General features: G+C 70.2%; 21 protein-coding genes. 9 read left to right on the forward strand and 12 right to left on the reverse strand.

Features of this window, described 5'->3' with window-relative positions:
• Positions 1–76: 76 nt before the first annotated feature.
• A complete protein-coding gene (gene helR / locus AB0J58_RS01935) occupies positions 77–2,299 on the reverse strand; it encodes an RNA polymerase recycling motor ATPase HelR (RefSeq protein WP_364208955.1) in 2,223 nt (740 codons plus the stop codon).
• Positions 2,300–3,329: 1,030 nt separating this feature from the next.
• Entirely contained in the window at positions 3,330–4,031 is a 702-nt protein-coding gene (locus AB0J58_RS01940) for a carboxypeptidase-like regulatory domain-containing protein (RefSeq protein WP_364208958.1), read from the reverse strand.
• A gap of 276 nt (positions 4,032–4,307) precedes the next feature.
• Between AB0J58_RS01940 and AB0J58_RS01945 the strand changes: the two genes are divergently transcribed.
• Positions 4,308–5,129 (forward strand): DUF3050 domain-containing protein, encoded by an 822-nt coding sequence (locus AB0J58_RS01945; RefSeq protein ID WP_364208961.1) that lies wholly within the window; start codon positions 4,308–4,310, stop codon positions 5,127–5,129.
• Between the two features lie 105 nt (positions 5,130–5,234).
• Complete coding sequence (locus AB0J58_RS01950; RefSeq protein ID WP_364208964.1) at positions 5,235–6,053, forward strand: metal-dependent hydrolase; 819 nt, start codon at positions 5,235–5,237, stop codon at positions 6,051–6,053.
• Between the two features lie 104 nt (positions 6,054–6,157).
• Here the strand turns inward: AB0J58_RS01950 and AB0J58_RS01955 are convergent, their stop codons facing one another.
• From AB0J58_RS01955 to AB0J58_RS01965, 3 genes are all read right to left on the reverse strand, one after another.
• The gene (locus AB0J58_RS01955; RefSeq protein ID WP_364208966.1) at positions 6,158–9,445 is read right to left on the reverse strand and encodes a chromosome partitioning protein ParA; all 3,288 of its coding nucleotides are present in this window, start codon (positions 9,443–9,445) and stop codon (positions 6,158–6,160) included.
• A gap of 155 nt (positions 9,446–9,600) precedes the next feature.
• Positions 9,601–11,004: a hypothetical protein gene (locus tag AB0J58_RS01960; RefSeq protein WP_364208969.1), complete on the reverse strand. Its 1,404-nt coding sequence runs from the start codon at positions 11,002–11,004 to the stop codon at positions 9,601–9,603.
• Positions 10,994–12,211, reverse strand: a complete 1,218-nt coding sequence (locus tag AB0J58_RS01965) for a hypothetical protein (RefSeq protein ID WP_364208972.1) — start codon at positions 12,209–12,211, stop codon at positions 10,994–10,996. The genes AB0J58_RS01960 and AB0J58_RS01965 overlap by 11 nt, the downstream gene beginning before the upstream one ends.
• Before the next feature lie 237 nt (positions 12,212–12,448).
• On the opposite strand from AB0J58_RS01965, the gene AB0J58_RS01970 reads away from it, so the two are divergent.
• Positions 12,449–13,303 (forward strand): helix-turn-helix transcriptional regulator, encoded by an 855-nt coding sequence (locus AB0J58_RS01970; RefSeq protein ID WP_364208975.1) that lies wholly within the window; start codon positions 12,449–12,451, stop codon positions 13,301–13,303.
• 60 nt (positions 13,304–13,363) lie between these two features.
• Complete coding sequence (locus tag AB0J58_RS01975; RefSeq protein WP_364208978.1) at positions 13,364–13,747, forward strand: hypothetical protein; 384 nt, start codon at positions 13,364–13,366, stop codon at positions 13,745–13,747.
• Between the two features lie 18 nt (positions 13,748–13,765).
• Here the strand turns inward: AB0J58_RS01975 and AB0J58_RS01980 are convergent, their stop codons facing one another.
• Both AB0J58_RS01980 and AB0J58_RS01985 read right to left on the reverse strand, forming a co-directional pair.
• Positions 13,766–18,094, reverse strand: a complete 4,329-nt coding sequence (locus tag AB0J58_RS01980; RefSeq protein ID WP_364208981.1) for a caspase family protein — start codon at positions 18,092–18,094, stop codon at positions 13,766–13,768.
• The gene (locus AB0J58_RS01985) at positions 18,091–18,456 is read right to left on the reverse strand and encodes a hypothetical protein (protein WP_364208984.1); all 366 of its coding nucleotides are present in this window, start codon (positions 18,454–18,456) and stop codon (positions 18,091–18,093) included. Before AB0J58_RS01985 ends, AB0J58_RS01980 begins: the two co-directional genes overlap by 4 nt.
• 275 nt (positions 18,457–18,731) lie before the next feature.
• Between AB0J58_RS01985 and AB0J58_RS01990 the strand changes: the two genes are divergently transcribed.
• The 4 genes from AB0J58_RS01990 (at position 18,732) to AB0J58_RS02005 (ending at position 21,073) form a co-directional block, all read left to right on the forward strand.
• Entirely contained in the window at positions 18,732–19,082 is a 351-nt protein-coding gene (locus AB0J58_RS01990; RefSeq protein WP_364208987.1) for a hypothetical protein, read from the forward strand.
• Between the two features lie 43 nt (positions 19,083–19,125).
• On the forward strand, positions 19,126–19,410 hold the full coding sequence (locus AB0J58_RS01995) for a hypothetical protein (protein WP_364209044.1): 285 nt from the start codon (positions 19,126–19,128) through the stop codon (positions 19,408–19,410).
• Positions 19,411–19,761: 351 nt separating this feature from the next.
• Complete coding sequence (locus AB0J58_RS02000) at positions 19,762–20,448, forward strand: response regulator transcription factor (protein WP_364208990.1); 687 nt, start codon at positions 19,762–19,764, stop codon at positions 20,446–20,448.
• A gap of 214 nt (positions 20,449–20,662) precedes the next feature.
• Complete coding sequence (locus AB0J58_RS02005; RefSeq protein ID WP_364208993.1) at positions 20,663–21,073, forward strand: SgcJ/EcaC family oxidoreductase; 411 nt, start codon at positions 20,663–20,665, stop codon at positions 21,071–21,073.
• 48 nt (positions 21,074–21,121) lie between these two features.
• On the opposite strand, the gene AB0J58_RS02010 is transcribed toward AB0J58_RS02005, so the two are convergent.
• The 3 genes from AB0J58_RS02010 to AB0J58_RS02020 form a co-directional block, all read right to left on the reverse strand.
• Positions 21,122–21,688, reverse strand: coding sequence for a TetR family transcriptional regulator (locus AB0J58_RS02010; RefSeq protein WP_364148094.1), 567 nt, complete (start codon positions 21,686–21,688; stop codon positions 21,122–21,124).
• Between the two features lie 16 nt (positions 21,689–21,704).
• Positions 21,705–22,238, reverse strand: a complete 534-nt coding sequence (locus AB0J58_RS02015; protein WP_343963535.1) for a sugar O-acetyltransferase — start codon at positions 22,236–22,238, stop codon at positions 21,705–21,707.
• 196 nt (positions 22,239–22,434) lie between these two features.
• The gene (locus AB0J58_RS02020) at positions 22,435–22,995 is read right to left on the reverse strand and encodes a GNAT family N-acetyltransferase (RefSeq protein WP_364208996.1); all 561 of its coding nucleotides are present in this window, start codon (positions 22,993–22,995) and stop codon (positions 22,435–22,437) included.
• 214 nt (positions 22,996–23,209) lie between these two features.
• On the opposite strand from AB0J58_RS02020, the gene AB0J58_RS02025 reads away from it, so the two are divergent.
• Positions 23,210–23,614: a PPOX class F420-dependent oxidoreductase gene (locus AB0J58_RS02025; RefSeq protein WP_364208999.1), complete on the forward strand. Its 405-nt coding sequence runs from the start codon at positions 23,210–23,212 to the stop codon at positions 23,612–23,614.
• 328 nt (positions 23,615–23,942) lie between these two features.
• Here the strand turns inward: AB0J58_RS02025 and AB0J58_RS02030 are convergent, their stop codons facing one another.
• Positions 23,943–24,410 (reverse strand): DUF2000 domain-containing protein, encoded by a 468-nt coding sequence (locus AB0J58_RS02030; protein WP_364209002.1) that lies wholly within the window; start codon positions 24,408–24,410, stop codon positions 23,943–23,945.
• 335 nt (positions 24,411–24,745) lie between these two features.
• Complete coding sequence (locus tag AB0J58_RS02035; RefSeq protein WP_364209005.1) at positions 24,746–25,921, reverse strand: macrolide family glycosyltransferase; 1,176 nt, start codon at positions 25,919–25,921, stop codon at positions 24,746–24,748.
• Between the last annotated feature and the right edge of the window lie 293 nt (positions 25,922–26,214).

A 26,214-nucleotide genomic window follows, 5' to 3' on the forward strand; every position in this document is an offset into this window, starting at 1 on the left:
CCGCGACGGCCCATCCGGAGTCCGTACCCGGGCGGCGGCCGCGTTGCCGGCCGCCGTGCCGCCGATCGCCCCGAGGTCAGGAGCTCGTGAGGATGACAAGTCGCTGGGTCGCCCGGGTCATCGCCACATAGCGGTCGACCGCTCCTTCGACACCGTCGCCGAACGCCTCCGGGTCGACGAGGACGACCAGGTCGAATTCGAGCCCCTTCGACAGCTCCGGAGTCAGTGACCGGACGCGGGGCGTCGCCCGGAACGTGGGATCGCCGATGACACAGGCGATCCCGTCGGCATGCGCGGCGAGCCAGGTGTCGAGGATCGAGCCCAGATCCGAGGCGGATCCGTGTACGACGGGGATGTCGCTGCTGCGGATGGAGGTCGGCACGTTGGCGTCCGGGAGCACGGCCCGGATGACCGGCTCGGCTTCCGCCATGATTTCCTCCGGCGTCCGGTAGTTGATGCTCAGAGAGGCCAGGTCGATCCGGTCGAGCCCGATCCGCTCAAGCCGTTCCCGCCACGACTCGGTGAACCCGTGCCTGGCCTGGGCACGGTCCCCGACGATGGTGAAGCTCCGGGACGGGCAGCGGAGCAGCAACATCTGCCACTCCGCGTCGGTCAGTTCCTGAGCCTCGTCCACGACGATGTGCGCGAACGGGCCGGCGAGCAGGTCCGGGTCGAGGGTGGGCAGCTCGGACTCGTCGACCAGATTCCGCTGGAGGTCCGCTCGGCGCAACTGCGTCACGAGGCCTTCGCCGTCGTCATCGGCCTCGATCAGGTTGTCGACGACCTGGGCCATGCGCTCGCGTTGGGCGGCGAGAGTGGCCTCGTGGCGGCGCTTGCGTCGTGACGCCTCAGGGTCGCCGAGCCGCTGCCGTGCCGCGTCCAGGAACGGCAGGTCGGACAGCGTCCAGGCCTGGGCGTCCGCGCGCTGCAGTCGCCGGACCTCGTCGGGGCTGAGCCAGGGAGCGCACTTGCGCAGGTAGGCGGGTACCGACCAGAGGTCTCCGACGAGGTCGGCCGCTTCGATCAGCGGCCACGCGCGGTTGAAGGTGGTGAGCAGCTCCCTGTCCTGCAGCAGCGACCTGCGGAGCAGGTCGGCCGAGACCTCGCCGTCGTGTTCCCCGCGCTCAACAGGCTCAATCGGCTCGGCAGCGAGAGCAAGCTCTCGCTGCTCTCGCCTCAATCCCCTGTGCTTGTCCGCCAGGATCGTGAGCAGTGCCTCCCAGATCTGGTCGCGCGCCTCGTTGTGCGGGGTACCGGGTTCCGGTGCTTCGAACGCCTCGGCCCAGTCGTCGGCGCTCAGCCAGATGTCGGACCAGTGGGTCGTGACCGTCATCCCCTTGGTGGGCGGGTTCTCGTAGAACCCGACGGCCGGCTCGATCGCCTTCATCAGGCCTGCGGACGACTTCAGGCGGGCCACCTCCGGGTCTGACTCGATCGCGGCCGCGGCTCCCTCGGGGACGAGGTCCCGCAGGGTGCAGGTCTGCACGCCCTCCTCTCCAAGGCTGGGGAGGACGTCGGCGACATAGGCCAGGTAGGGCTGGTGCGGGCCGACGAACAGCACGCCGCCCCGGCGGTGACCGAGGCGAGGGTCGGAGTAGAGGAGGTAGGCGGAGCGGTGCAGGGCGACGACGGTCTTCCCCGTGCCGGGACCGCCGTCGACGACGAGAGCGCCGCGCGATCCCGCGCGGATGATGGCGTCCTGGTCGGCCTGGATGGTGGCGAGCACGTCTCGCATCCGGGACGACCGGTCGCCGCCCAGGCTGGCGATGAAGGCGGACTGGTCGTCGAGCGCGGCGTGCCCGTCGAACCCGTCGGTGGTGAACACCTCGTCCCAGTAGTCGCTGATCCGGCCGAGGGTCCAGCGATACCTGCGGCGGCTTGCCAGGCCCATCGGGTTGGCGTGGGTGGCTCCGAAGAACGGCTCGGCCGCGGGGGAGCGCCAGTCGAGCAGCAGCCGACGGCCCTCGCTGTCCGTGAGGCCGAGTCGACCGACGTACACGGGCTCGGGGTCGTCCGCGCCGACCATGTGTCCGAGGCACAGATCCAGACCGAAGCGACGCAGCGCGCGCAGGCGAGCGGTCAGCCGGTGGATCTGCAGGTCCCGGTCCATCGCCTGCCGGCCTATGCCGCCGGGCGCCCTGCGCTCGGCGTCGAGGCGGCCGGACAGGTCGGCGATCGACTGCTCGAGGCTCTGCGCGATGGCCGCGAAGTGCCGCTCGTCGCCGGCGATCAGCGCCGGGTCGGCCTTGGGGGAGAGGTGCTCGGGAAGGTCGAACGCGCTGGTGGTCAGTGGGTTCACGTCGTTGGCTCCGATCTGAGGTTCGCGACCTTAGATCCAGATTCCGGCGCTCATGAGCGCGGCTGGACTCTGCTGAAAACGGGAACGAGGGATCGCCCCGCCGATGCGGGCCGTGCCGACGACGCTCGCGCCATCGAGCCCATCGGGTAGCGGCTCAGCGAACTCCTCGTCCGGCGGCGCGCAACCGCACCGCGAGTCCCACCGGTGGTTCGACGCCCCGGGTGACCCACCCGTCGACAACGACACACGCACGTCGCGGCCCCCGTTTCCGCAGTTTCCGGTCTCGGCCGACGATTCTGCGGCACGACCCGGGTCTTGCCGCAAGCCCCCCGGTGCGCTATACGTTGAAAGTGGAAAGGCGTGGACATTCCCCTTTCCCCTTCGTCGTCCGCTGTGGACGGACGACCTTCCTCGCGAAGCGGCGGCGCGCCGCGTACGGCGGTACCGTCGGCCCAGGGGTTACGGACGCAGCCGGGGCCGGGACGAGCCGGCTCAAGGCCCGCCCTGCCACTTTCTTTACCGTGGCGTGAGCCCTGTCCTGCCTGCGACTCCCGCCCGGGCGACGCCTTGACCTCGGGTAAAACATCGCGGGAGTCGTACCAACCGGCTCCTTACTTCAACTAGACAGTAATAAAGGCCCCCGTCCGGCCCATCTCGTCGGCCGGCTTTCGCCCGGTGGGCGCCGGAGTGTCGGCGCCGGGCCGGGGCATCGAACGATCAATCGGAAGTCGATCCATCATGAGTGCACACGTTCACGTCCGTCTCGACCACGGCCTGACCATGAACGAAAGGAATGAGCTGGTCGAGCTGAAACGCTGCCAGTGCGGTGCCATGTGGACCACGATCCACTGGGCCGGGGACGGCGACCTGTAGTGACCGACCGGGGGCCGCACGCGCCTCTCCCCGCTCGATCGGCCTCCCGCGCATATCCGACCAGGCCGCTGTGGTGGAGGGGAAAGACCGGGACGCCGGCCTACTCCGCCCGGCGAGCGGGTCCCCTCCCGCCAGGACGTGGTCACCTAGGGGTCACCTAGGGCTTGAGGTCGAGTCGGATGCGGTGGACGGTGCTCAGGAAGCGCTCGAAGCCGGTGACGACCGCCTCGCCGTACTCGCCGGTGTCGCGGACCCGGATCTTCAGGGGTCGCCCGAGATGCTCGGCGGTGATCCGGTAGCGGCCGATGGGCACGTCCAGCACCCCTGAGCCGTCGCCGCCGCGCTCGGCCCGGCGGGTGATGACCTCGCCGGCCGAGCCGTCGATCAGCGGCCCCTGCGGGGTCAGGGTGAGCGTGACGTCCTCGTCCCGAAGGAAGGTCTCCGGGGCCTGCGGGTCGTAGGACTCCAGATGGAAGAGGACCATGCTGCCGTAGAAGCCCAGCCCGTCGGACCGCTCACCGGTGAGCCGCCAGGTGAAGTCGCGGATCGCGCCGTCCGAACCGGCGAAGGGGACGTCGTCGTGGGGGGTCAGCTCCATCGTGTAGGCGCGGCCCTCGAAACGGCGGGTCACGGTGCCGGTCACCCGGAACGTGGCCACGGCCACGTCGGTGCTCACCCGATAGCGGCCGTCCTTGTCCGTGGCCACGATCAGGTTGCTGTTGTACAGCAGCTGGTTGTTGGCGACGATCTCCGCGCCCGCGACGGGCCTGCCCGCCGCGTCGACGACCCGCCCCTTGAGCACCCCGGCCTCCGACCGCTCCGCCCCGGTCTCCCGCCCGGCGTCGACCATACCCGTCATCCGCTCCCCACCTTCGATCGCGCGGCCGCTCAGGGCCGCGATGAGAACACCCGCGACGATCACCTCTCGCCACCGGTCACACTAGGCGAGCGATCTTGCAATCGACTTGGAACGGGCGGCCCGCCGACGGATCCCCGGCGAATGCCTCGTCTCGTGTTTTCCCCTGCTCAAGCAGAGAGAGCTGGCACGATACGAGAAACGGCGCACCAAGGCGGATCTCCTGGAGCACGACAGGCCGACGTCGTGGGATTACGGCGTCTACTAAGGAGTCAGAGGATGTCGGAATCACGCTACAGCTGGAACGTCTCTCACCCCGGTCTCCACGAGCTGCAAAGAACCGTCGAACCGATCCGGGAGAAGATCCTCGCCCACGACGTCTACAACTCGCTGAACGAGCTCGACGACGTGGTCGTCTTCATGGAGCACCACGTCTTCGCGGTCTGGGACTTCATGTCGCTGCTGAAGAACCTGCAGCGGCGGCTCACCTGCGTGCGGGTCCCCTGGATCCCGCAGGGCCCCCGGACGAGCCGGCGCCTGATCAACGAGATCGTGCTCGTGGAGGAGAGCGACGAACTCGGGGAGGGCCACATCAGCCACTTCGAGCTGTACGTCGAGGGGATGCGGCAGGCGGGTGCCGACGTGCGGCCCATCGAGTCGTTCGTCGGCCACCTGAGAGACGGTGGAACGGTCCAGCGAGGGCTGGAGCTCCCCGGTGTGCCACCGGCGTCCGCCGACTTCGTCAGGACCACCTGGAAGATCATCGAGTCCGCTCCCCTGCACGCCCAGGCGGCGACCTTCGCCTTCGGCAGGGAGGACCTCATTCCGGAGATGTTCGACCGCGTGCTGCGGACGGACCGGCACGCGGAGGCTCTGGAGAAGTTCCGCGACTACCTCTCTCGCCACATCGAGGTCGACGGCGAGCAGCACACGCCGATGGCCATGCAGATGCTGGTCGATCTCTGCGGGGACGACCGGCGGAAGTGGAACGACTGCGCGACCACGCTGCGGGTGGCGCTGGAGGCACGCCACGCCCTGTGGGACGGCATAGCGGGGCGTGTCTCCTCCAGCGCCGCTGCCGCTGCCGCGAAGACCGCCTGACCGTCGAAGTCCGGGGCGAGGGGATCGCGAGGCCATATCGTGTTTGGCGCGATCCTCTCGGTCGCTTGCGGATTGACACGGAACGATGGGAAGCGAAGATCAGCTATGGACACACAGGTCACCTACCCACACGGCGGCGTCCACGGGGTTTCGAGGGTGCTCTCGGCCACGCCGCTGGACGGCGGCTACGGCGTGGTGACGGCGGAGACACCGTTCCATCCCCTGGACCACACCTGGCCCGACCAGCCCGCCGACCGGGGGACCGTGAACGGGCTGCCGGTCGTCGACTGCGTGACCGGCGCGTCGGACGGTGAGCGGCTCTACCTGGGGAAGGAGATCCCGGTACGCCGCGGCGCCGACGGCTGGGAGTGGCTCGTGGTCCACGTGCTGAAGGAGCCGGTCGCCGGGGACGCCGAACTGGCCGTCGACGTGGCGTACCGGTCGGCGCTCTCCGCGGGGCACAGCGCGTGCCACCTCGCCGCCCTGGCGCTCAACGCGGCGCTGGCCGACCGGTGGCGAAAAGAGGTGGCGCCCGACTCGCTCGGCCGGCCCGACTTCGACCAGGCGGCGATCACCACGTCACGGATCGTGGAACACGGCAGCGACGACGTCTACCGCCTGGGCAAGTCGCTGCGGAGGAAGGGGTTCGACGCCGAGGGCCTCGACCTCTCCGAGCTCACCCGGCGGATCGACGACCAGCTCGGCGCGTGGATCGCGGCCGACGCGCCGATCACGATGGACAGCCCGTCCCCGTCCCTGTCCGCGCGGCGGATGTGGCACTGTTCGCTGCCCGAAGGCGAGGCGCGCATACCCTGCGGCGGGACGCATGTCTCGCGGACCTCCGAACTGGGTTCCGTGCGGGTCTCCCTCTCCCTCCAGGACGCGGAGCTCACGATGCGGAGCGTCGTGAGCCTTCCCGCCTAGCCGGAAGGCCGGCGACGGGGAGGACCCGGCCGCGAGGAGAGGCCGGCCCGCGGTCACCCCGGGCCGGTGGACATCGGCTCACCCCGCTCATCGGTCCTCCCCGCTCACCTGCTCACCGCGGAGGCCAGGGCGCGCACCCGCTCGGCGTTCTGGTCGTGGCCGATGACGACCGGTGGCTCGTTGTACGGCATGGCGTCGGAGGAGCGGCGCAGCTTGACGTACTGGCCGCAGGCGTCGACGGCGTAGGGCTCCATGTCGTCCTGGAGCGCGCCGATCACCGTGATCCCGTACGTCTCGCCGATCCGGCGGAACAGTGCCACGGCCTCCCGGCGATGCTCCTTGCCGAGGTTGCGGCCCAGCTCGTCGAGGACCAGGCACAGGTGCCCGCCACCGGACGACGCGATCGCCGCCGCGCAGACCAGTTTCACCGCCTTCTCGTCCATCAGCGCGGTGTTGGCCCGCCGGTTGTACGGCACGAACCCCTGCCCCTCACCCCTGCGCCACTTGGGCGTCACCCGCCACGCCCAGCGCTGCTCGGGGTCGGCGGGCGCGGGCGGCACGGGGAACTCCAGCGTCGCGCCGTAGCCTCCGTAGGAGGTGTCGAGCTTGTCGAACTCCTCGGCCACCCGGGTCAGCCGCGCCTTGATCGCGGCGGTCAGCGCAGCCCGGTGCACGGCGGTGGACTGCGCGGCCTCCTCGGCACCCTTGGCCGCGGCCGTCAGGTCACGCTGCCGGGTGGTGATCTGCGTCTCGATCTGGCGGCGTCGGTGCCGTTCGTACTCCTCCTGGCCGCGCAGGTAGGACGCGAGCGCCGAGCACACGCCGGGGAACGTCGCCTGCTCGCGGGCGGTGCGCCCGGCGCCGGGCGCGGTCCGCTCCCGGACCAGGAAGCGCAGTTCCTCGGGCATCTCCTCGTCCGCGCCGGGGGACTCGCCGGGGAAGGTGTCGCGCAGTGCCTCGTCCAGGCTGCGCTCGGCGGCCCGCCACCACTCCTCGGCCGTCAGCGGGCGTTCCTGCTCGTCCAGGGCACCCAGCCACTCGCGGGCACCGTCGACGGGGCCGCCCCAGTCGCCGGCCAGCGTGTCAAGCCTGAGCGCCTCGCGGTCGGCGGTGATTCTCGCCGCCTGCTCGGTGGCCTGGTCTCGGTCGGACTCGTGCCTGGCCCTGCGGCCCTCCAGGCGCTCGGCCTCCATGCTCCTGGTGCGGGCACGGAAGTCCAGGGTGCTCGCCCGGCGCTCGGCCTCGCCCACCTTCGGCGCGACCTCGGCCAGTGCCTCGATCAGCTCACCGAGCGCTTTCCGCCGCTCGGCCAGCCGCCGTTCGATGTCGGCCAGTTGCACCGACGCCTTGGCCCCCTCAAGCCGCCTGCCCGCCTCGGCCACGGCGTCCTCGGCGGCCCGTACGGCCGCCGCGGCGCTCTCCTGAGTGTCGCGTGCCCGGTGCAGCCGCTGCTCGGCGGCCTTGATCCGGGCCTCCCTGCCGGTGACGGCCACCTCGAACGACCCCACGACGGTGACTCCCGCCGCACTGACCAGCACCGAGCCGGGCAGTGCGTCCAGCGCCCGCGACGCGGCCTCCAGATCGGCCGCGTCGACGATCACCGCGTGCTCGTGTGGCCACCCGCGAGAGCCCAGCGCGGGTGCTTTCCGCCCGGCCTCGTCCTCACGGGCCTGTTCGGCGACGTCGATCGCGTCGAGCAGGCCGGTCGCCCCGACATTCGCCTCGGCGAGCGCGTTGAGCTGGGCCGCCGCCGGCCCGCCCTCGGCGTCGTCCAGCGCGGCTTTGGCCCCCTCGACCTCGCGGTCGGCCACGCCCAGCGCTTTCAGCACCTCGGTCAACCGCGTCCTGGCCTCGGCCAGTTCCGCGCCCGCCGCCGCCGTGTCGCGTCCGTCGGCCAGGCGGCGTTGCTCCTCAAGCCCGGGAATCCAGCCGCGCAGGTCGTCCACCGAGTTCTCCGCCACCGCCCGGTCGGCGTCCAGCTTCGCGGCGCGTGCCTGCAGGGTGGCCAGCTCCCTGCGAGCCTCGGCCAGGCCGCGCTCCAGCGTGTCGTCCTTGAGGGTGGCGATCTCCGCCTTGATCTCGCCGATCGCCTCCGTGGCGCGCTCGGCCGCCGCGCCGGCCCGTTCCAGCTCCACCGCCAGCGCCTCGTCCCGCTGCCCCGCGTCGGCGAGCCTGCGCGCCAGCCGTCCCCGCCAGCGGCGCATCGCCTCGGCCAGCCGGACACGGGCCCGGTCACGCCGGTCGAAGGTCTCCAGGAGCGTACGGGACTCGTCCTCGAACTCACCGAGCAGTTCCATGGCCCGTGTCGCGCGCACCCGCCTGGCGTGCTCGTCGCGGCGTGCCTCCCGCTCCTGGTCGAGCTCGGCATCCAGGCCGGTCAGCGCGGCGATCGCCTCGAAGACCCGCTCCGGGGAGATCTCGTTGAGCGGCTGGGAGAGCAGGTTGGTGGCGACCTTGCTCCGTACCGAGGTGGACAGGAACGACACGCACCTGACCCGGTCGCCGTACAGGAACCTGGTCAGGTCGCGCGCCACCACGTCACGTCGTCCCGCCGAGCGGGGCAGTGCCGCCCACAGCGCGTCGGCCCGCGTCACCCGCTCCGCCTCCGAGGCCGCCGACGCCAGGTGCACCCCCGGGGCCCACCTGATCTCCAGGTGCGGGGCCTCCTGGTTGACCCGCAGCCACACGGTCACCGCGTCTCCCAGGGAACCGGTGCGCGCCGGGTCGCCGTCCGGAGAGTCACCGTCCGGAGAGTCACCGTCCGGAGAGTCACCGTCCGGAGAGTCACCGTCCGGAGAGTCACCGTCCGGAAGGCGGGGGCCCGCGGAGCCCGTGTGCACGGAGCCGGTCGGCGCGAAGACACCGACGATGTAGCCGTGGTCGGCGCTGGCCCAGGTCCGGCCGCCCCCGCCCGCGGCGAGTTCGGCGTTGAACAGCAGCTCCGACACCGACTTGGCGCCCGAGGCGAAACGCCACTGCTCGTCTCCGAGCAGCGCTGTGATCATCGCGATGAACGACGACTTGCCCGCGCCGTTGGAGTCCTTCGGACCGGCGCCCGCGACCACGATCAGCGTGCCCGGCACGGTCGGCACCGGGTGGGTCGAGAGCCGGGAGATGTTGACCGGCTGCACGGCGACCAGCACCCGGTCACCCACCACGTTCTCGGTCGGAGCGGTGGCACGGATCTCCACGGGGACCAGACTCGCCTGCGTCCCGACAGAGGTCTCGGCTCGGCTTCCTCCGGCCGGCGCGTCCCCGGCCGGAGCGTTCGCGCCCCGGCCGCCCTTGGCCGAGGTGTTCCGGGCTCCGGCCTGGACGGCTTCGCCCGTGCCCGTGCCCGTGCCCGTGCCCGTGCCCGTGCCCGTTCCCGCGCCTGTGCCGGCGGCCTTCACGCGGCTCCCCCGTGAACTCTTCGCGGCCTGGTTCCGCTGGTCGGTCAACCCCGTCGTTCCTTTCTTCCGTCCCGTTCCCGATACCGGGGACACCGCGTCCTCGGCACCCCCCGCCGGGGCCGACTCATCGCGTACCGTGGTCGCTCCACTCCCGCTCACCGCCGGTTGGCCCGTACGGCCGCGGCCAGCGGGGTGTGCGGCCCCGCCGCGAGGATCAGTTCCTCCTGCAGGCGCCGCCTGGCCTGCGGGGTCAGCCGGTGGAACTGCGGCCCCGGCACGTACCCGCCGGCCTCCTCGCCCGCCTTCACCTGGGTCACCAGACCCGCGTGACGCAGGGTGCGCAGCGCGGCCTCCAGCTCGCCGATCGGCAGCTTGGTGTGCCGCCGCAACTCGTCGATCTGGGCCGGGAACGGCGAGAGCCAGCTGTCGGTGGGCAGCAGGCCGTCGGCCCTGGGAATCGCCACCGAGTGGATCAGCACCAGCACCAGCACCGCCCGCCCGGCCTCGTCCAACGCCGAGCCCGCCTGCGACACCGCGCCCGCTCCTGGCGCCGTCACCGTTCCCGAAGCCGTGCCCGTGCCGAGTGTCTCGGCCGCGTAGCCGGAGATCCACGACTCGCGGTCGTGGATCAGGACCCGGCCGCGGCGCTCCAGCATCTCGGTGAGCGTGCGGCGCAGCACCGGGTCGCGCAGCGCGGAGAAGCGGGCCTCGTGCACCGGCTCGGCCGCGTGCTCCACCGCCATGAACGCCGCCACGATCTCGGCCCTGCGACGCTCGTCGAACGGGCCGAGCAGATCGCTGTCCACCTCGTCGGGAATCGTGACGCTCGCTCCCGCGTCGGCGTTCTCAGGGGCACCGGCAGGGCCGTCGTCGAGGACCGGGAGCACCTCCGTGCTGCCCGGGGTCTCCTCCGCGGTGGGCAGGCGGCGCATCAGTTCCCGCAGCTGGGCGTGGGACGCGGGGGGCCAGGACGCGCACCGGGGGCCGAGCCGGACGAACCCGTCTGCTACCTCCAGCCAGGCAGAGTCGTGCAGGCGGCGCAGCGCGCCGATCGCCCAGTTGCGCATCAGATCGTCGCCGCGCCCGATCAGGGCACGGTACGTCGACAGCACGTCGTCCACCGGGGCGGGGGTGCCGGGCCACGGGTCGGTGGTCAGGTCGCTCCAGCAGCATCGCAGCGCCGCGGCCAGCACCCGCCGGGTCTCGCCGGATCGTTCCACCGGGACCGGCGCGACCTGGTACTCCTCCAGGAGCGAGGGGGTCGCCCCGTCGGGCCAGACCGGCAGCGCCATGCCCGTCCCGTCCCCGCGCCCCAGCCGCGCCATGCCCGCCGGAGCCGCCTGCCCGGCACGGAGCGCGAGAGGCCCGACCGACCTGGCCCGGACGTGTGCCGTCGCGGGCGGCTCGGCCTCCGAGGCCCGCGGGTAGGTCTCGGCAGTACGGACGGACGCCGTCGCGGACGGTTCAGGTCCGGTCTCCCCGGTCGTCACCGGGTCCTCGGGGCCGGTGCTCGCCGGTTCGGCCGCCAAGGCCGGTGCGCGTCGCGGATCAGCCGACACCGCCGGTCCTTTCCAGACGGCCGTGGGAGAGCCAGGCGGGCTCGGCGCCGGGGGCGGCGGTGAGGCCGTCGGACCAGCGCAGGCGATAGGGGGAGTCGGGGCGCAGGTCGGCCGAGACGAGGTCGGCCAGCAGGCGGCGGGCGGAGACCCACTCGCCGTCGGCGGTGAGCAGCTCCTCCAGCCGGGCGGTGGAGCGCCCGGCGAGGGCGGCCTCGGCCACGGTGCTCAGATGGTCGAGGCCGTCGGCGGCGGGGGCGTGGGTGTCGGCGGGGCCGGCGTCGGGCAGGGCCGAGCGCGGGGGAGTGGGCTGGGCGGGTGCCGGGCGGGGGCTCTCGTCCACGGCCCTGACGATCGCCGCCGGGTCGTGCCAGGGGGCCGGGGCGTCGAAGACGAAGCCGTCGAGCACCGAGGCCAGCCGCTCCTTGCTCGCGGTCTGCGCGAAGGTGCGCCAGAGCTCCGCGGGGAGCAGAGTCAGGTTCCTCGTCGTACCCGCGGAGTCGGCCAGGCGTCCGGCGGCGCGGCGCGAGGCGTCGCTGTAGGAGTAGATCGCGGCGCGCAGTTCGGTACAGGTGCGGTCGAGGTCGGGCCAGCGGGTGAGGATGGTGCCGTGCAGGTTCTGCGCCCGCCGGGCGATCGCCTCGGTGCCCCACAGCTTGGGCGCCTGCTCGCGCAACTCCTCGATGGTGCCGCCGGTCAGCGTGATCAGCTCCAGGGCCCAGAGCCGGAAGGCGCGCGAGAGGTTCTGCGCGCTGGTACGGGCCTCCTCCATCGTCGTGCGGGGATCGGCCACGTTGAGGTCTTCGAGCGCGAGCAGCCGGTGCATCTCCGACTGGCCGCCGTCGTCCATCATCCGGCGGATGAACATCAGCCCCACCACACTGGTGAACGACGCGCGGTAGCGGAGCTGGTTGGGCTTGGGAAACACCTCGCGGATCGCGCCGAGGCCCCGCAGGACCCGGAGCCGGTTCTCGAACCGGTCGAGCGGATAGGCCCGGCAGACGTGGCGCATCTGCTCGTGGGTCAGCCACTCCTCGCCGGCCTCGGCGAACGCCGCGAACAGGGTCTCGGCGATGTCGACCAGCGCGGGGTCGTCCACCACCGCGCCGCTGTCGCGGGCGAGCGCCGCGAACATGCGGCGGTAGGTCGAGAGTACGGCCTCCTCGGTGAGGGCCGAGTCGAGCGTGAGCTCATGGTTCGTCTCTGGCACGCGCCCTACCGTAAGGCTTGCGTCCGACATCCCCGACCCGCATCAGCGGAAAGCGCAGGTGGGACGGCCGACCGTAACTCTCTCGCCGACCTTCTCACGGCCTGTCGCAGGGGTCCCGGATAACGGAGCGGGAGCGTGCTCATCATCGTTCCGCAACTATTCGCAACTTTCAGGACAGATCGCAACATCCAACGTACGGTCGGAGGATCAACCCCCCGCGGTGACGAGGTGACGGAGATGGCGACCTCCACAGCACGCATCGACGAGGCCAAAGGCATTCTCGCCGCCAGGCTCAGGGCGCTCCGCGCCGACGCCGGGCTGACCGGGCGAGCGCTGGCGGCCAAGACCGGCCTGGACCACACCAAGATCTCCAAGATCGAGAACGCGGTCCAGATGCCCAACCAGGCCGACATCCGGACGTGGTGCGAGGCCTGCGACGCGGACGAGCAGGTGGTCGACCTGATCGCGGCCGCCCAGAACATCGACGCCATGTACACCGACTGGCGCCGCCTTGAGGAGAGCGGCCTCGGCCACGTACAGCGCTCCTTCCAGCCGCTGTACGACAGGACCCACCAGTTCCGCGTCTGGCAGCACTCGGCCGTCCCCGGCCTGCTCCAGACCGGCGACTACGCCCGCGGCCACCTGCGCGCCATCATCGACTTCCGCGGCATCCCCGACGACATCGACGCCGCGGTCGCGGCGAGGTTGAAGCAACAGGAGATCCTGCGCAACGGGAACAAGCGGTTCGCGTTCGTCGTCGGCGAGCAGGCACTCCGCACCCCGCTGGTCGGCCCGGCGGAGATGGCCGCCCAGCTCGACCGGCTGGCGGAGCTGACCTCGGGCGTCGCGAACGTGTCCTTCGGCATCGTCCCCGCGACGATCAGGCCGCCGCTCATGCCACCGGAGAACTTCTGGATATACGACGCCAACCGGGTCCGCGTCGACACCGTGCCGGGACAGATCCAGCACAAGGCCCCGAGCGATGTGGGCGTGTACGAGAAGGCGTTCCGGGCCCTGAGCGGTGCCGCGGCCTACGGGCAGGAGGCCCGCGTCCTGCTGCGGGCCGCGGCCGCCGCGTTCGGCGAGAGATGAACTCGCAACATCGCGCAACACCGTTGAGGCGGGCATCTCATGATCTCTAATCTCGCGAGCGTGACCGTTGATCACACATCCCCCGAAGATCTCGCGCCTCACCCGGCCGAACTCCGAGCCCGTGAACTGGCGGCCCTGCTGGCCCGGTCCCACAACATCCCGGCGGACGTCCACCGGTTGCCGTCCGGCAAGATAGTCGTCTCCGTCTACTACGGGCTGGTCGCCCGCCTCGATGACGCCTGCCGTTTCTGGTGGGTCGTCCCGGCCTCCACCGACCGGCACAGACCGCTGTGGACGAGTGCCGCCACCCCGGTCGCGGCCGCGTTCCGGATCGCCGCCCACTACCGGGAGATACGGGCCCACCCGCTGACCCACCTGATAGGCGGCGGCTACCTGCTGACCGACGTCCTGCTGGAACACCACGCGGCCGTCGCCCCGGTCTGACGCCGCCGGGACCTCCGCTCAGCGGGCCGGGCAGGGCGGCCGGTAGCCGATGTCAGGTATGTAGAGTCCCCATTCCTCCCGCGTCAGGGCCATGCCCGTGGTGTCGCATATGCGCTTGACCACGGTGGGGATGTCGATCACGCGGAGCCGGACGGAGTTGTCGTGCGAACCGGTCACCAGACCACGGCCGTCGGGGGTGAAGGTCAGCGCGGCGACCCTGGAGGAGTGCAGTCCGAGGATCGTGGTGAGGATCGGCCTGGCGGGATCCGACACGTCCCACAGCCGGGTCACGGAGTCCCCGGCCCCGGTCACGACACTCCGTCCGTCCGGACTGAACTCGACGTCCCAGACAAGATCCGTGTGTCCCTTGAGAATCCCCGAGGGGATCGGGCGGCCCGGATCGCGCACATCCCAGATCCGGGCGGTTCCATCACCGGCACCCGTCGCCAGCAGATCTCCGTTCGCGGAGAAGTCGACGGTGTCCACCAGCGCGGAATGACCTTCGATGACGCCTCGCTCGTCCGGGTGCGCGGGATCCGACATGTCCCACAGCCGTACGGTCCGATCCCCCGACGCCGTGGCCAGCAGGGAGCCGTCCGAGGTGAAGGCCACGTCCAGCACGGAATCGGAATGCTTGCGGATGACGGTGAGAACCTTCGGCCTGGCGGGACTCCGCACGTCCCACACTCGGGTGGTGTCGTCCTCCGCGCCACTGACCAGCGTGCGACCGTCAGGACTGAAGGCCACGGCCATGACGGTCTTGGTGTGCCCTTTCAGCGCGGCCAGCTTGACGGGCTTGGCGGGAGCGGTGATGTCCCAGAGCCAGATCTCGTTTCTGACCGTGCTCGCCAGGGTGCGACCATCGGGACTGAACTTCACGTCGAGCAGGTAGACGTCTCCCGCCTTTGTCGTGCTCAACAGCGTGGGATGTGAGAAGTCCCTGATATCCCAGAGTTTCACGGTGCTGTCCGCTGCGACGGATGCCATGGTCCGCCCGTCGGCGGCGACGTCGACGCCGTACACCAGGTCCTTGTGCGACTCCAGCTTCGGCTGGAACTCGACACGGTCAGGATCATGAACGTCCCAGAGCCGGACACTCTGGTCTGCCGCGGCCGAGGCGAGGAAGCGCCCGTCCGGGCTGTAGGCCACTGACTGGACAGACTCGCCGTGGCCTATGAGCACCTGCCGCTGCGAAACGTGCGCGTAGTCCTTCACCTTCCACAGGGTGATCGAATTGTCCGTCGAAGACACGGCCAGCGTACGTCCGTCGGGACTGAAGGCGAGGTCGGAAACGGGAGCGACGGCTCCCTGGAGGGTCGCGCCGTCGAGCGGGGCACGGCTGAGATCGCTCACATCCCACAGCTTCGCCGTGTTGTCGTCGTAGGCCACCGCGAGGATCTTCCTGTCGGGACTGAACTTCACCGCGTGGAGCGCACCGCCCGAGTGCACGCGCACGCCCCCGAGGAAGGATGGTCGCCGCTTGTCCCCGGTGCCCCACAGCCGCACCGTCTGATCCTCGGACGAGGAGGCCAGGACACTGCCGTCCGCGCTGAAGTCGATCGACTCGACCTGCTTCTCGTGTCCGGTCAGTTCCGCCAGGCGGCCTGGTGTTCCGGGGGTGCTCGTGTCCCAGAGCTCTATCGCACCGTCGGCGAACGCGATGGCCAGCACGTCCGCCGCCGGATCGAACGCGACCTCGCTGACAGCGCTCTCCCGCCGGTGCACGGTCGCCGCGAGGGCTGGGTGCCTCGGATCTCCGATGTCCCACAGGCGCACCGTGTCGTCCGCCGAACCGGTCGCCAGCAACGATCCCGATCGGTCGAACGCCACCGAGGACACTCCCTTCCCATGTCCTTCGAGCACCGCCAGCTGCGCGGGCCGGGCGAGGTCGCCGACATCCCAGATTCTCGCGGTCCTGTCCGCCGAGCCGGAGGCGACGAGCCTGCCGCCGGGACTGATCGCGACGGTCCCGGTGAAGCCGGAGTGGCCGAGCAGTCTGGCACCGATGGTGTAACCCAGCGAGTCCACCATCGCGCCCCGGGCCTCCGGGGTGTCGGACAGGTTGTAGGCGGCCAGTGCCAGTTGCCCGGAGAGCGAGGTGTCGTTGAGCCGTTCGACGGCGTCCGAGACCTGTCGTGAGATCGCCGCGTCTCGCTGGCCGGTGGCCAGGTCCCTCTGGTCGTCGGCTATCCGGGACTGTTCCCGGGCGACGGCGCTCTGCCGCAGTGCGTAGCCGCCCGCTCCCGCGGCGGCGACCAGCAGCATGGCGAGGGTCACGATGACGCTGAGCGTGATCCTGCTCCTCCGGCGGGCTCGGCTCACACTCGCGGCGAGAAAGGCGTGCTGGAGGGGACCGAGCTCACTCTGGCGGCCGCTTCCGACGGCCTCCTGGGCTGCCACCAGGCGGTTGTCCACATAGAGGTAGGCGGGATCACGGGACTGCCTCCGCCATGTCTCCGCGTCCTCGGACAGCCGTTGCCGTACCAGCAGCCGCGCGCGGTCGGCGGTGATCCAGCCCTGCAGCTGCGGCCACCCGCGGATGAGGGCCTCGTGGGTGAGCTGGACGGAGTCCTCGTCGACGATCACCAGGCGCGCCTGCAGAAACGTGTCGAGGACGCGGCGGGTGACCGGGTACTCGGGGTCGTCCGGCTCGGGCAACACGTCGTCGATGAGCACCCGGCGGCGGGTGTCGTCGGTGCCGTCGCCGAGGCGTACCAGGCGCAGGAGCATCTCACGGGCGATGAGCTCTCCGCTCGGGCCGACGACCCGCATGACGGTGTCCGCGGTCTGGGCGAGCGACTGGGCGATGCCGCCTGACGCCCGGTATCCCGCGAAGGTCAGCACCCCGTCCTGACGGCGTTGCCAGGTGGTGAGCAGGGCGTGGGACAGCAGAGGAAGGCCGCCGCCGGGCCCGGGCGCCGCCTCCGAGGAGGCTCTCCCGATCCCGAGGTCCTCCAGCAGCAGATCGACCAGGCCGGGCTGGATGGTGAGCCCCGCCAGCGTGGCCGGCCTCTCGATGACGTCGCGAAGCTGATCCTCCCCCATCGGAGGAACGATCTCCGGCCGTTTCGTGGCGTCCAGTAACTCGGGGTAGGCGGCGCAGTGACCGAAGAAGTCCGCACGCAGGCCGATGACCACGGCCGCGGCGGGCGGCGTGCCGTTCCCGGCCTCGCACAGGGCGGCCAGCGCCCGGATGAAGGCGAGCCGCTGCTCCTCGTCCTGACAGGCGGTGAAGACCTCTTCGAACTGGTCGACGACGACGACCGGCCGACGCTCGGGAGTCGTTTCCGGAACGAGCCTGCCGAGCTTTCCCATCGGATCCGAACCCGGTGTCAGGTAGACGAGGGGCGAGGCGGCGGGCAGGGCGGCGATCAACCCGGCACGCAGCAGAGAGGACTTGCCCGCTCCCGACGGGCCGGTCACCAGCAGGGGCCCACCGCTCCTCTGATGCGCGCGCAGCCGTTCGAGAAGCGTATGGGTGAGTTCTTCCCTGCCGAAGAAGAACGCGCTGTCCTGGGGGCCGAAAGACGCCAGCCCTCGGTAGGGGCTCTCGGCGTCGTCGGCGGGCCACGCTTCCGGTGTCGCGGGTGCCTGCGGGGGCCGGTAGGCGGGGTTGGGGGCCAGCACCTCCTGGTCGCCGAGGTCGGCCGCCTGGCGGCGCGGCTGGGGCAGGCCCTTGTCCGGCAGGGAACGCGCCAGGAACCGGTAGACGTAGTCGAGGGTCAGCCCCGGGGGCCCTGTCGGTTCTCCCTCGGTCAGCAGCCTGATCAGCTCACCGCTGAAGGCCGTGTGCGGCTGCCCGACCGGGGCCCAGGCGGTCTCCGTGCGGCTGGTCGAGGTCAGCAGGTAGGCGCCGGCCTGCCTGGTGATGGTGAAGGCGTCGTCCGCGGCGCTGCCGGACACCCCGTGGGCGCGACCGGAGAAGCAGCAGTCAAGGACGACGAGGACCAATCGGGCCGTGCTGCGCAGCAGCAGCCGCTGGACCGTGGAGTACGGCAGGGCCTGGTATTCGGGGGGTGTGCCAACCGTCAGATCCGTCGTCGCTCGGGTCGCCAGATGGAGTTCGTTGGCCGGGCTGACCAGACCGTGTCCCACGTAGTAGAACACCAGCACCTCGGTCGCCTGCCGGGCCGCGTCGTCGAGAAGGGCGGCGAAGTGCTGCGGATCCGCCGGGTCGACGCACCTGGTGAGCCGCGCAGGGTCCAGGCCCGCCCGGTCCACCAGGCAGTCCCCGAGGTCGGCAACCGTCGTACGGCTCGCCGGCACGGGGGACAGACGTGAACCGGGCACGTAGTCGCCCGAACCGACGATCAGCACGCGCGTCCCCTCGTGGGACAGCAGGCTCACCGCTCGAGCTCCGAGGGGCCGGAGACCACTTCGGAGATCTGGCCGGTGAGCGCCCGCAAGCCTTCCGGGGCCAGCGACCTGACCCCCTTGGCGGTCACCTCGACCTCCTGGTCGCCGCGTGAGATCCGGATCGAGACCTCACCGGGGCGGCTGTTCAACCAGGCGATGACGATGCCGGCGAGGGCCGCCACCGCGCCTCCCGATCCGAGGGCCACCTGGAGGAGGTCGGTCGTCGGACCGAGTTCGTGAGGTGCCCCGTCCCGTTCGAGAAGCCGAACACGTCCGCGGAATTCCGGCTCCTCGATCAGCCACGAGTGGAGATCGCGAAGCTGGTCGGCCTCCGCCCGTACGAATACGTCCACGATTCCTCACCGCCTTTCCGCCTGCCGTCAATTTAGACGCGTCTCCTAGGAGATGAGGGCTCTTTAACGGTCTCAACTTCGCAACTCACGGCCGAGGCGTTCGGGTATTACCCACCCTTTATAGCTTGAAATATTGGCATATGTCCTACAAGGAGGCTGCGTGCGAGATTGGAGTGATCTAGGGGTATGAGATAAAAGTTGTCGGCATATCGGGTTGCCGACGAGGACGGGATCCGGATCCGGGCGACCCATGGCGAACTGGGATCATCGTCCACATGACCCGGATCCTCGCCCACCGTGACCTGATCGCCCTGCTCGACCCGGACGCCTGCATCGAGGCGCTGCGCGAGGGCTTCGTCCGGAGCGGCGCCGCGGCCGTCCCGGGGCAGCGGATCCGCACCGACCTGCCGTTCCCCGGCACGGCCACCGCGCTGATCCCGGGGCTGCTGCCCGGGATCGACGCCTACACGGTCAAGGTCAACGCCAAGTTTCCCGGAGCCCGGCCCGCTCTGCGCGGGGTGATCTGCCTGCACAGCGGCCAGGACGGCGAACTGCTCGCGCTGCTCGACTCGGCGACCGTCACCGCCTGGCGAACCGGGCTGGCCGCGGCGCTCGGCACCCACTGAGCCCGGCAAGCGGGAACTGGCGGACGACGTACTGGAGGGCGCCCTGCTCGCCGTTGACGACCGGCCGCTCTCCGCCGCCATGGGCGTGCTCGCCGCGGCCGGGCTACCGGCGGAGGCGGCCCACGCCACCCTTGGTGAGATCCTCCGCGCCAAGCATCCCGGCCGCACCGATCCGGACCGGCGCACCGTCTACGGTCCCGTCGGGCTGCCGTGGCAGGATCTCGCCCTGGCCTGGCTCGCCTACCGGGAGGCCGGGCGCCGCGGTCTCGGCGTCGAGGTCGACCTCCTCGGTCCTTCAGCCGGGTCGTTGTCGCCCAGGGGCCGGTGACCGCCTGTCCGGAAACCACCCGACCGGATCCGGATGTCCGTACACCACGTCCGTGAACACCCTCAAGGAGTCGTCATGAGGCATCAGTGGAGGACAACCCGACGGGGTGCTGAACAGTCGGCACTTATTCGAGTTATATGTCCACCCCATTACAGGACCCACGGAGCGTGGTTCAGATGGCGTCGGCGACGGCAATCTTCCCTCGTAAGGAGGATAGCCTCATGTCAGGCGTTTCGGTGTTTAACTCTGGTACGCAGTAATCGGCTGAATTCTGTGGGTAGTCTCCTCGCGTGTGGGTAGTGGCCCCGGGCCAGGCACGAGCGCACCGCGAAACGACGGGGGAGACAACCCATGATCAGCGTCCTGATCGCCGAGGACATGCACCTGGTCCGGGGGGCCATGGTCGCCCTGCTCTCCACCGAGCACGACATCAAGGTCGTCGGCGAGGTCGGTCACGGCGACGAGGTGGTCCGCTCCTGCCTGCAGCACCGGCCGGACGTCGCACTCCTCGACATCGGCCTGCCCGGCACCGACGGCCTCACCGCCGCCGCGGAACTGCACAGAAGGCTCCCCGAGTGCGCCACGGTGATCCTGACCGGGCTCGCGACCCCGGCCGCGCTGCACCGCGCGCTGGACGCGGGGGCGCGCGGCTTCGTGGTCAAGGACACCCCGGCGAGCCAGCTCGCCGACTGCGTACGCCGGGTGGCCGCCGGCCAGCGGGTCGTCGACCCCGAGCTGGCCGTCGCCACCCTCAACGCGAAACCGAACCCGCTCACCCCGCGCGAACTGGAGGTCCTGCAGGCCGCGGCCGAGGGCGCACCGGTCGGCGAGATCGCCGACCGGCTCTGCCTGTCCGGCGGCACGGTGCGCAACTACCTGGCACGGATCCTCGCCAAGGTCGACGCCCGCACGCGCGTGGAGGCGGTCAGGATCGCCAAGGAGGCGGGCTGGCTCTGGTCCGACGACCTGACCGAACTCGGCCTGATCCGCTACCGGGGGATGAGCGGGCCGCCCGGCCGGGCGAACTCGGTTCGATAGGCCGCCGCCTCCGGGGTCTCGACCCCTGAGACGACCATCGACTCCCTCTGCTTCGATCGGATATGACGATTTGTCGCACCAAATGTGGGGTTGAGGAGAGTGCCCTGGCTGCCCTCCCTGTCCTGCTCCGCCGCATGCGGGGCGCCGGTGTGTGGGCGGTGGCACGCCGAGACGAGTTGACCTCAAGTTATCTTGAGGTAACAGCATGGCTCGCATGAACGCGACAAGGATCAGCGAACAGACCCGCGAGACCGAGATCGAGGCGATCAGGCGGGTGGTCGCCACGATCGAGCACTCCCAGAACAACGAACTCCCCGAGGAGTTCCTCGGTCTCTTCCGGCCCGACGCGATCTGGACGACGAGCGGGGGCAGACGCCTGATCGGCCGCGATGAGATCTCGGTCTTTACCCACCAGGTGCTCCCCGGCGGGATGAAGGACTCGACCGTCACCTTCGAGGTGGTGCACGTGCTGTTCATCCGCCCCGACGTCGCCGCCGTCAAGGTGCGCCAGCTGTACCGGACGCCCGACGGTCCCTCCGAGGGCACCCCGCTGTTCGTCATGTCCAAGGAGGACGGGCGGTGGCGCCTGACCGCCTGCCAGAACACCGGGGTTGCCGACTCGTGACCGGATCCGTGGACGCGACCTTGGTCGGTGGCGGACACCGGCCGCCGCTCAGGATGAGAGCCCGGTGTTGCGGGCAGTGATCCTGGCCACTGCGTCCTCGGTAAGACCGCGGCTGGGCGGTTCAGGGTCGAGGCCGCGATGAATCGTGAGCCCTTCGATGAGGGCGTCGACCTGGCGTGCGGTGTCGGGGTCGAAGTGACGTTCGAGTTCGACGCGGCTGCGGCGCATCCACTCGTGGGTGATCGCGCGGAAGCGGGGTTCGCGGGCCGCCAGGGTGTAGAGCTCGAAGGTGAGGACCCGGTCGCGTGCCGCCCGCGGCCCGGTGAGGTCGTCGTGGATGAGGCTGACCACCGCTTCCTCGGCCTCGTCGATCGTTGTCGCCGCGCTGAGCCGCTCCTCGAAGCGCGTGATGATCGTCTCGGCGAAGCGGGAGAACGCCGCGAACAGCAACTCGTCCATGCCGTCGAAGTGGTAGGTCATCGAGCCCAGCGGTACGCCGGCCCGGGCGGCGATTTTTCGATGCGACGTGCCGGCCACCCCGGCCTCGGCGATCAAATCCAACGTGACGTCGATCAGCCGACTCCGCCGGTCGGGTTCGGTGCGCCGGACCGTCACCTGGCCTCCTCGTGGACTAGATCGACTTCACGACCCGCGCCGGGTTGCCGACCGCGAGGGAGTTCGCGGGAACGTCCCTGGTGACGACCGCTCCCGCGCCGATCACCGAGTTCTCGCCGATGGTGACCCCGGGAAGGACGATGACGCCGCCGCCGAGCCAGACGTTGTCCCCGATCGTGATCGGTTTCGCCGCCTCCAGCTTGTCACGGCGCGGCTGCGGCTCCACGGGATGGGTCGGGGTGAGAAGTTGAACATGCGGACCGATCTGGCAGTCCGCTCCGATCGTGATCGGGGCGACGTCGAGGGCGGTGAGGCCCGCGTTGACGAACGTGCGCGCGCCGACCGTGATGTGGCTGCCGTAGTCGACGTAGACCGGTGCGCGCACGAACGCGGTCTCGTCGAGGCTGCCGAACAACTCGCGGGCGATCTCCTGCGCGGCGAGTCCGTCGTCGCCGTACGCCGCGAGAAACCTGGCCGACAGCTGCGCGGCACGCTGCTGCTGCTCGAAGATCTCGGGATCGTCGGCGATGTAGAGATCCCCCGCGAGCATGCGTTCATGGTTGCTGCGGGAATCACCGGCGAAGTAGTCGCGGGACGGAGCGGGTGCGTCAGTCACGGAACGAACCTACAGCAGCATGTGTACGATCGTACACATGGCTTCTGTCTGCGGTTTGGCGCGTTTCGGATGTGGTGACGTCTGAGGATCCTCGGTCGTGGGCGGCGGGGCCGGATGGATCGGCTGACGTTTAGCGCCGTTGCTCCCACTCGGTCCGGGTGAGTTCGTACTCGACTTCGCCATGCTCGGAGCCTTCGATCGCCTCCGGCCAGTCCCCGGTGAAACTCCGGACGAACGACAGGCCCGCCTTCTCCATCACCCGCCGGGATCCCGTGTTGACCGCCATGGTGTTCGCGGTCACCCGCTCCACCCCGAGGTCGGTGAAGCCCTTGCGGATCAGGGCCCGCGATCCCTCCGTGGCATAGCCGCTGCCCCAGGCGGCCCTGTGCAGGCGGTAGCCGAGTTCGACCACGGTGGGGCTGTGGTCGGCCAGGGGCCTGAACTCGAACCAGCCCAGAAAAGCGTCGGTGTTCTTCTCCTTCGCGGCCCAGTAGCCACGGGTCCCGAAGCCCGGGTGGACATGGAGGAGCCGTGGCAGGGTCCACGCCTGGATCGTCTCAAGGCTCGTCGGCCGGCCGCCGTTGATGAAGCGCATGACGCCGGGATCGTTGTCCAGCACGAGCAGGTGGTCGACGTCGGCCTCGGTGAACGCACGCAACACGAGCCGCTCGGTCTCCAGGAAGACAGGCATGCCCCGATCCTCACCGTCAGCGGCCGGGGCCGGGGCCGCCACGGAATATCCACGGCGGCAACCCGTCTGACCCATCACCCCCGAGACCGGTCGATGTGGGATCGGTGGCGTGTCTCGGTGACAGGGCACACGGGCGACGATCTTGATCGTGTGGGAATCCCCGCATGCGGGATTCGCTTGACCTCAATCATGGTCGAGGTTGCACGGTGGAGGCATGATCTTCACCGACGCAGAGTTGAAGTACCTCGTCGACCAGCATCTGGGCCGTCTGGCCACCATTGACCCCACCGGTGCGCCACAGGTCAATCCCGTGACATTCCAGATCAACCTGGACGCGGGAACCATTGACATAGGCGGTCCGGCATTCACACAGAGCAGAAAGTTCCGCAACGTTCAGCGTGACGCACGGGTCTCGTTCGTCATCGACGACGAAATGGAAACACCCAACGCGCTGGGCCAGCGCGGTCGAGGCATCGAAGTGCGCGGACGCGCCGAGATCGTGGAACTGGATCCGCCCATGCTCGCGGTCTTCGACAGGGAGACCATCCGCATCCACCCACGGCGGATCGTGGCCTGGAACATCGAGGGGGTGAGCTACAACGGCCGCGATGTGATCTGACGGCAACCGCCCGCATCGGGGGGCGGCTCGGTGCGGAACGGCTCCCGGGCCTGCCGGGCCGCGTTACCGGGAGGCAGGCACCAGGCGGTCATCCGGTGAACTCCAGCGCCTGCTCACCGCCGTCGGAGCCGGGCGCGCTCTCAACCTCTACACCCGGATTTAACAGACCACTGGTAGTGGCGTTGCCGGTGCTTTTCGCGGCAGCGTATGGCCCGGCCGACGTATCTCGCAAACCGCCGATCAATCGGTTCTTCGGCAGCTGAGCCGGCGAGAGGTGCGCTGCCTGGCGGAGGACGCGGTGTTCGACGGGTGGTTGTCACGATGTGGCTCAGCGGAGCAGGCTGAGCTTGCCGACCAGTTTGTCGATCCTGTTGCGAGGGCCGACGAGGCTGAGCGCGCAGTAGGTCAGCTCCTCGCTCCCGGTGTCGGCGAGCCGGTCGAGGTATTCGTCGTAGACGCGCGAGGTCTGTGCGAGTTGGGGCATGTCGACGATCAGCAGTTCGTCCTCCTGGACCACGGCCCTGGCCCGAACGGCGCGAAGGGTGTCCGCGTCGGCGGCCAGGATGGAGCAGCCCGCCCAGGGCAGGCCCGGGTGGCGGCCACCGGAGGCGTCTTTGCCGTCATGCCCCACCATGTCGGGAAGGATCTTGCCGACGGTCGCGGACACGCAGGCGGCCGCGTTCACCAGGCGGCCGGCGGGCAAGGTCTCGTCGACGACGATGACCCACTTGAGTTTCGCCTGCCGGGTCGACAGGTCGGTACGGATGTCCGCACTGGACAGTTGCGGAGCGGACACCGGAGAGCTCCTTGAGGTTGCGGCGCGAACGGGGCGAGAAGGACGAGACGGGAGAGCCAAAGTCATCGATCGCCTCACCGAACGCCGTGAGGTCGTGGACGTGCAGACCGCGATGGTCTACGAGCACGTCCAGTCCCGCTGCATCGAGCCCGCCGGTGCCGACCGCTCCCGCACCTCGCGGAGAAGCCGCTGAGCACGGCGGCCGAGTGCCGCGCTGGTCGCCCGCTGTCCGAGGTCACCGCCGGGCGGTGAGGAGGTGTTCGGCGCGGTTCCGGGTCACCGCGTCGTCGTGACGCCGGCCTCGCGGGGCGGTCCTGCCCCGCGAGGCCGAGAGGTCAACTCAGGAACGACTCCACCGCCTGCGCGGCCCGGTCGACGCCGCCGTCAGCCCGTACGGTCGCACGGATCTCCGCCAGGCGGGCGGCCACCTCCGCCGATCCCGCGACCTCCTCGACCGTGGAGCGCAAGGTCGCCGACGTGACCTCCTCGGTGGGCAGATGCCTTCCGACACCGAGTTGTTCGAGCATGGCCGCGTTGCCGAACTGGTCCACGGCCTGGGGGATCGCCACGGTCGGCACGCCGAACCACAGCGACTCGACGCATCCGCCCATTCCCGCGTGGGTGATGAACGCCGAGGCCTCGGCCAGTACGGCCAGCTGCGGCACGGTGCGGTGCACCTCGAAGCCGTCCGGGAGCGGACCGAGATCCGCGGGGTCGACGCGTCCGCCCACCGCGAGTACCACGTGCCAGTCCGAACCGGTGAAACCTTCGAGACACGCCCGGTAGATGTCGAGCCTGTCGTTGTAGGTGGTGCCGAACGAGACGAGCAGCACCCGCCTGCCATCGGCGGGCGGCGTCCAACCGGTCTCCGCCAGCCGCCGGGGAGAAAGGCACGGCCCCACGAAACGGACATTCGACGGCACCCGGTCGGCGTTGGGCTGCATCGCGCGCGGGATCAGGGAGAGGGCGTGGTCAGGGCGTGACTGCCAGTCCCAGGCGTCCCGCTCGATGCCGTTGTCGCGGAGCCAGGCGGTGAGCGCCGTGTAGTAGCGCTCGCCCGACTCCGACGTCCGCATCGCGTCGAGGGGTTCGGCCAGATCCTGCTCGTAGCCGTCCCACGCGACGAGCGTGGGGGAGAGCTGCACGGCGGGGATGCCGTACCGCACGGCCAGCACGGGCGCGGGCAGCCCGCCGATGTCATGGAGCAGGAGGTCGGGCCGGTCGTCGTCGTAGCGGTCGATGAGGTGCGGCAGCACCGCGATCGCCTCGTCGAGGAAGACGTGCATGGCCGAAGCGGGGTCGTCCGGCCAGTCGGCCTCGCTGGTCGGGAGCAGCGAGGGATGGGCGACGATTTCGGCGCCGGTGGGCTCCACCAGCCCGGTCAGGGCCTCACCGACCGCGTAGCTCACCCGGTGTCCACGGGATACGAGTTCGGCGATGACGGCCAGCGAGGGATAGATGTGACTCGGCGCAGTGCAGCCGATCATGGCGATGTGTTCGCGGGTACGCATGATGTCCTGTCGGTTCTCGAACGAGATGTTCCGACGGCGCGCAGGAGAAGACCCGAAGGGCAGGGTCGCTCAAAAGGGGCCGCCCGACGGCGGGCAGGCCCGGCGGTCGCGCCGTGTCAGGCTGAGCGCAGGCGAATGAAATAGATCACGCGCGAGAGCTTAACCTACCTGTCCATTTCGGCCCACCGGATTATTGCCGCGGCTTGTGCCTACGACGACTTCTTTCGATGGCGACAGGGGGATCATCACGCCGGCGGGCCGGAGGTGGAGTACGTCGACTGGGTGCCCGAGCT

The sequence above is a fragment of the Streptosporangium sp. NPDC049644 genome (genome assembly GCF_040675205.1).
Taxonomy (GTDB): domain Bacteria; phylum Actinomycetota; class Actinomycetes; order Streptosporangiales; family Streptosporangiaceae; genus Streptosporangium; species Streptosporangium fukuiense.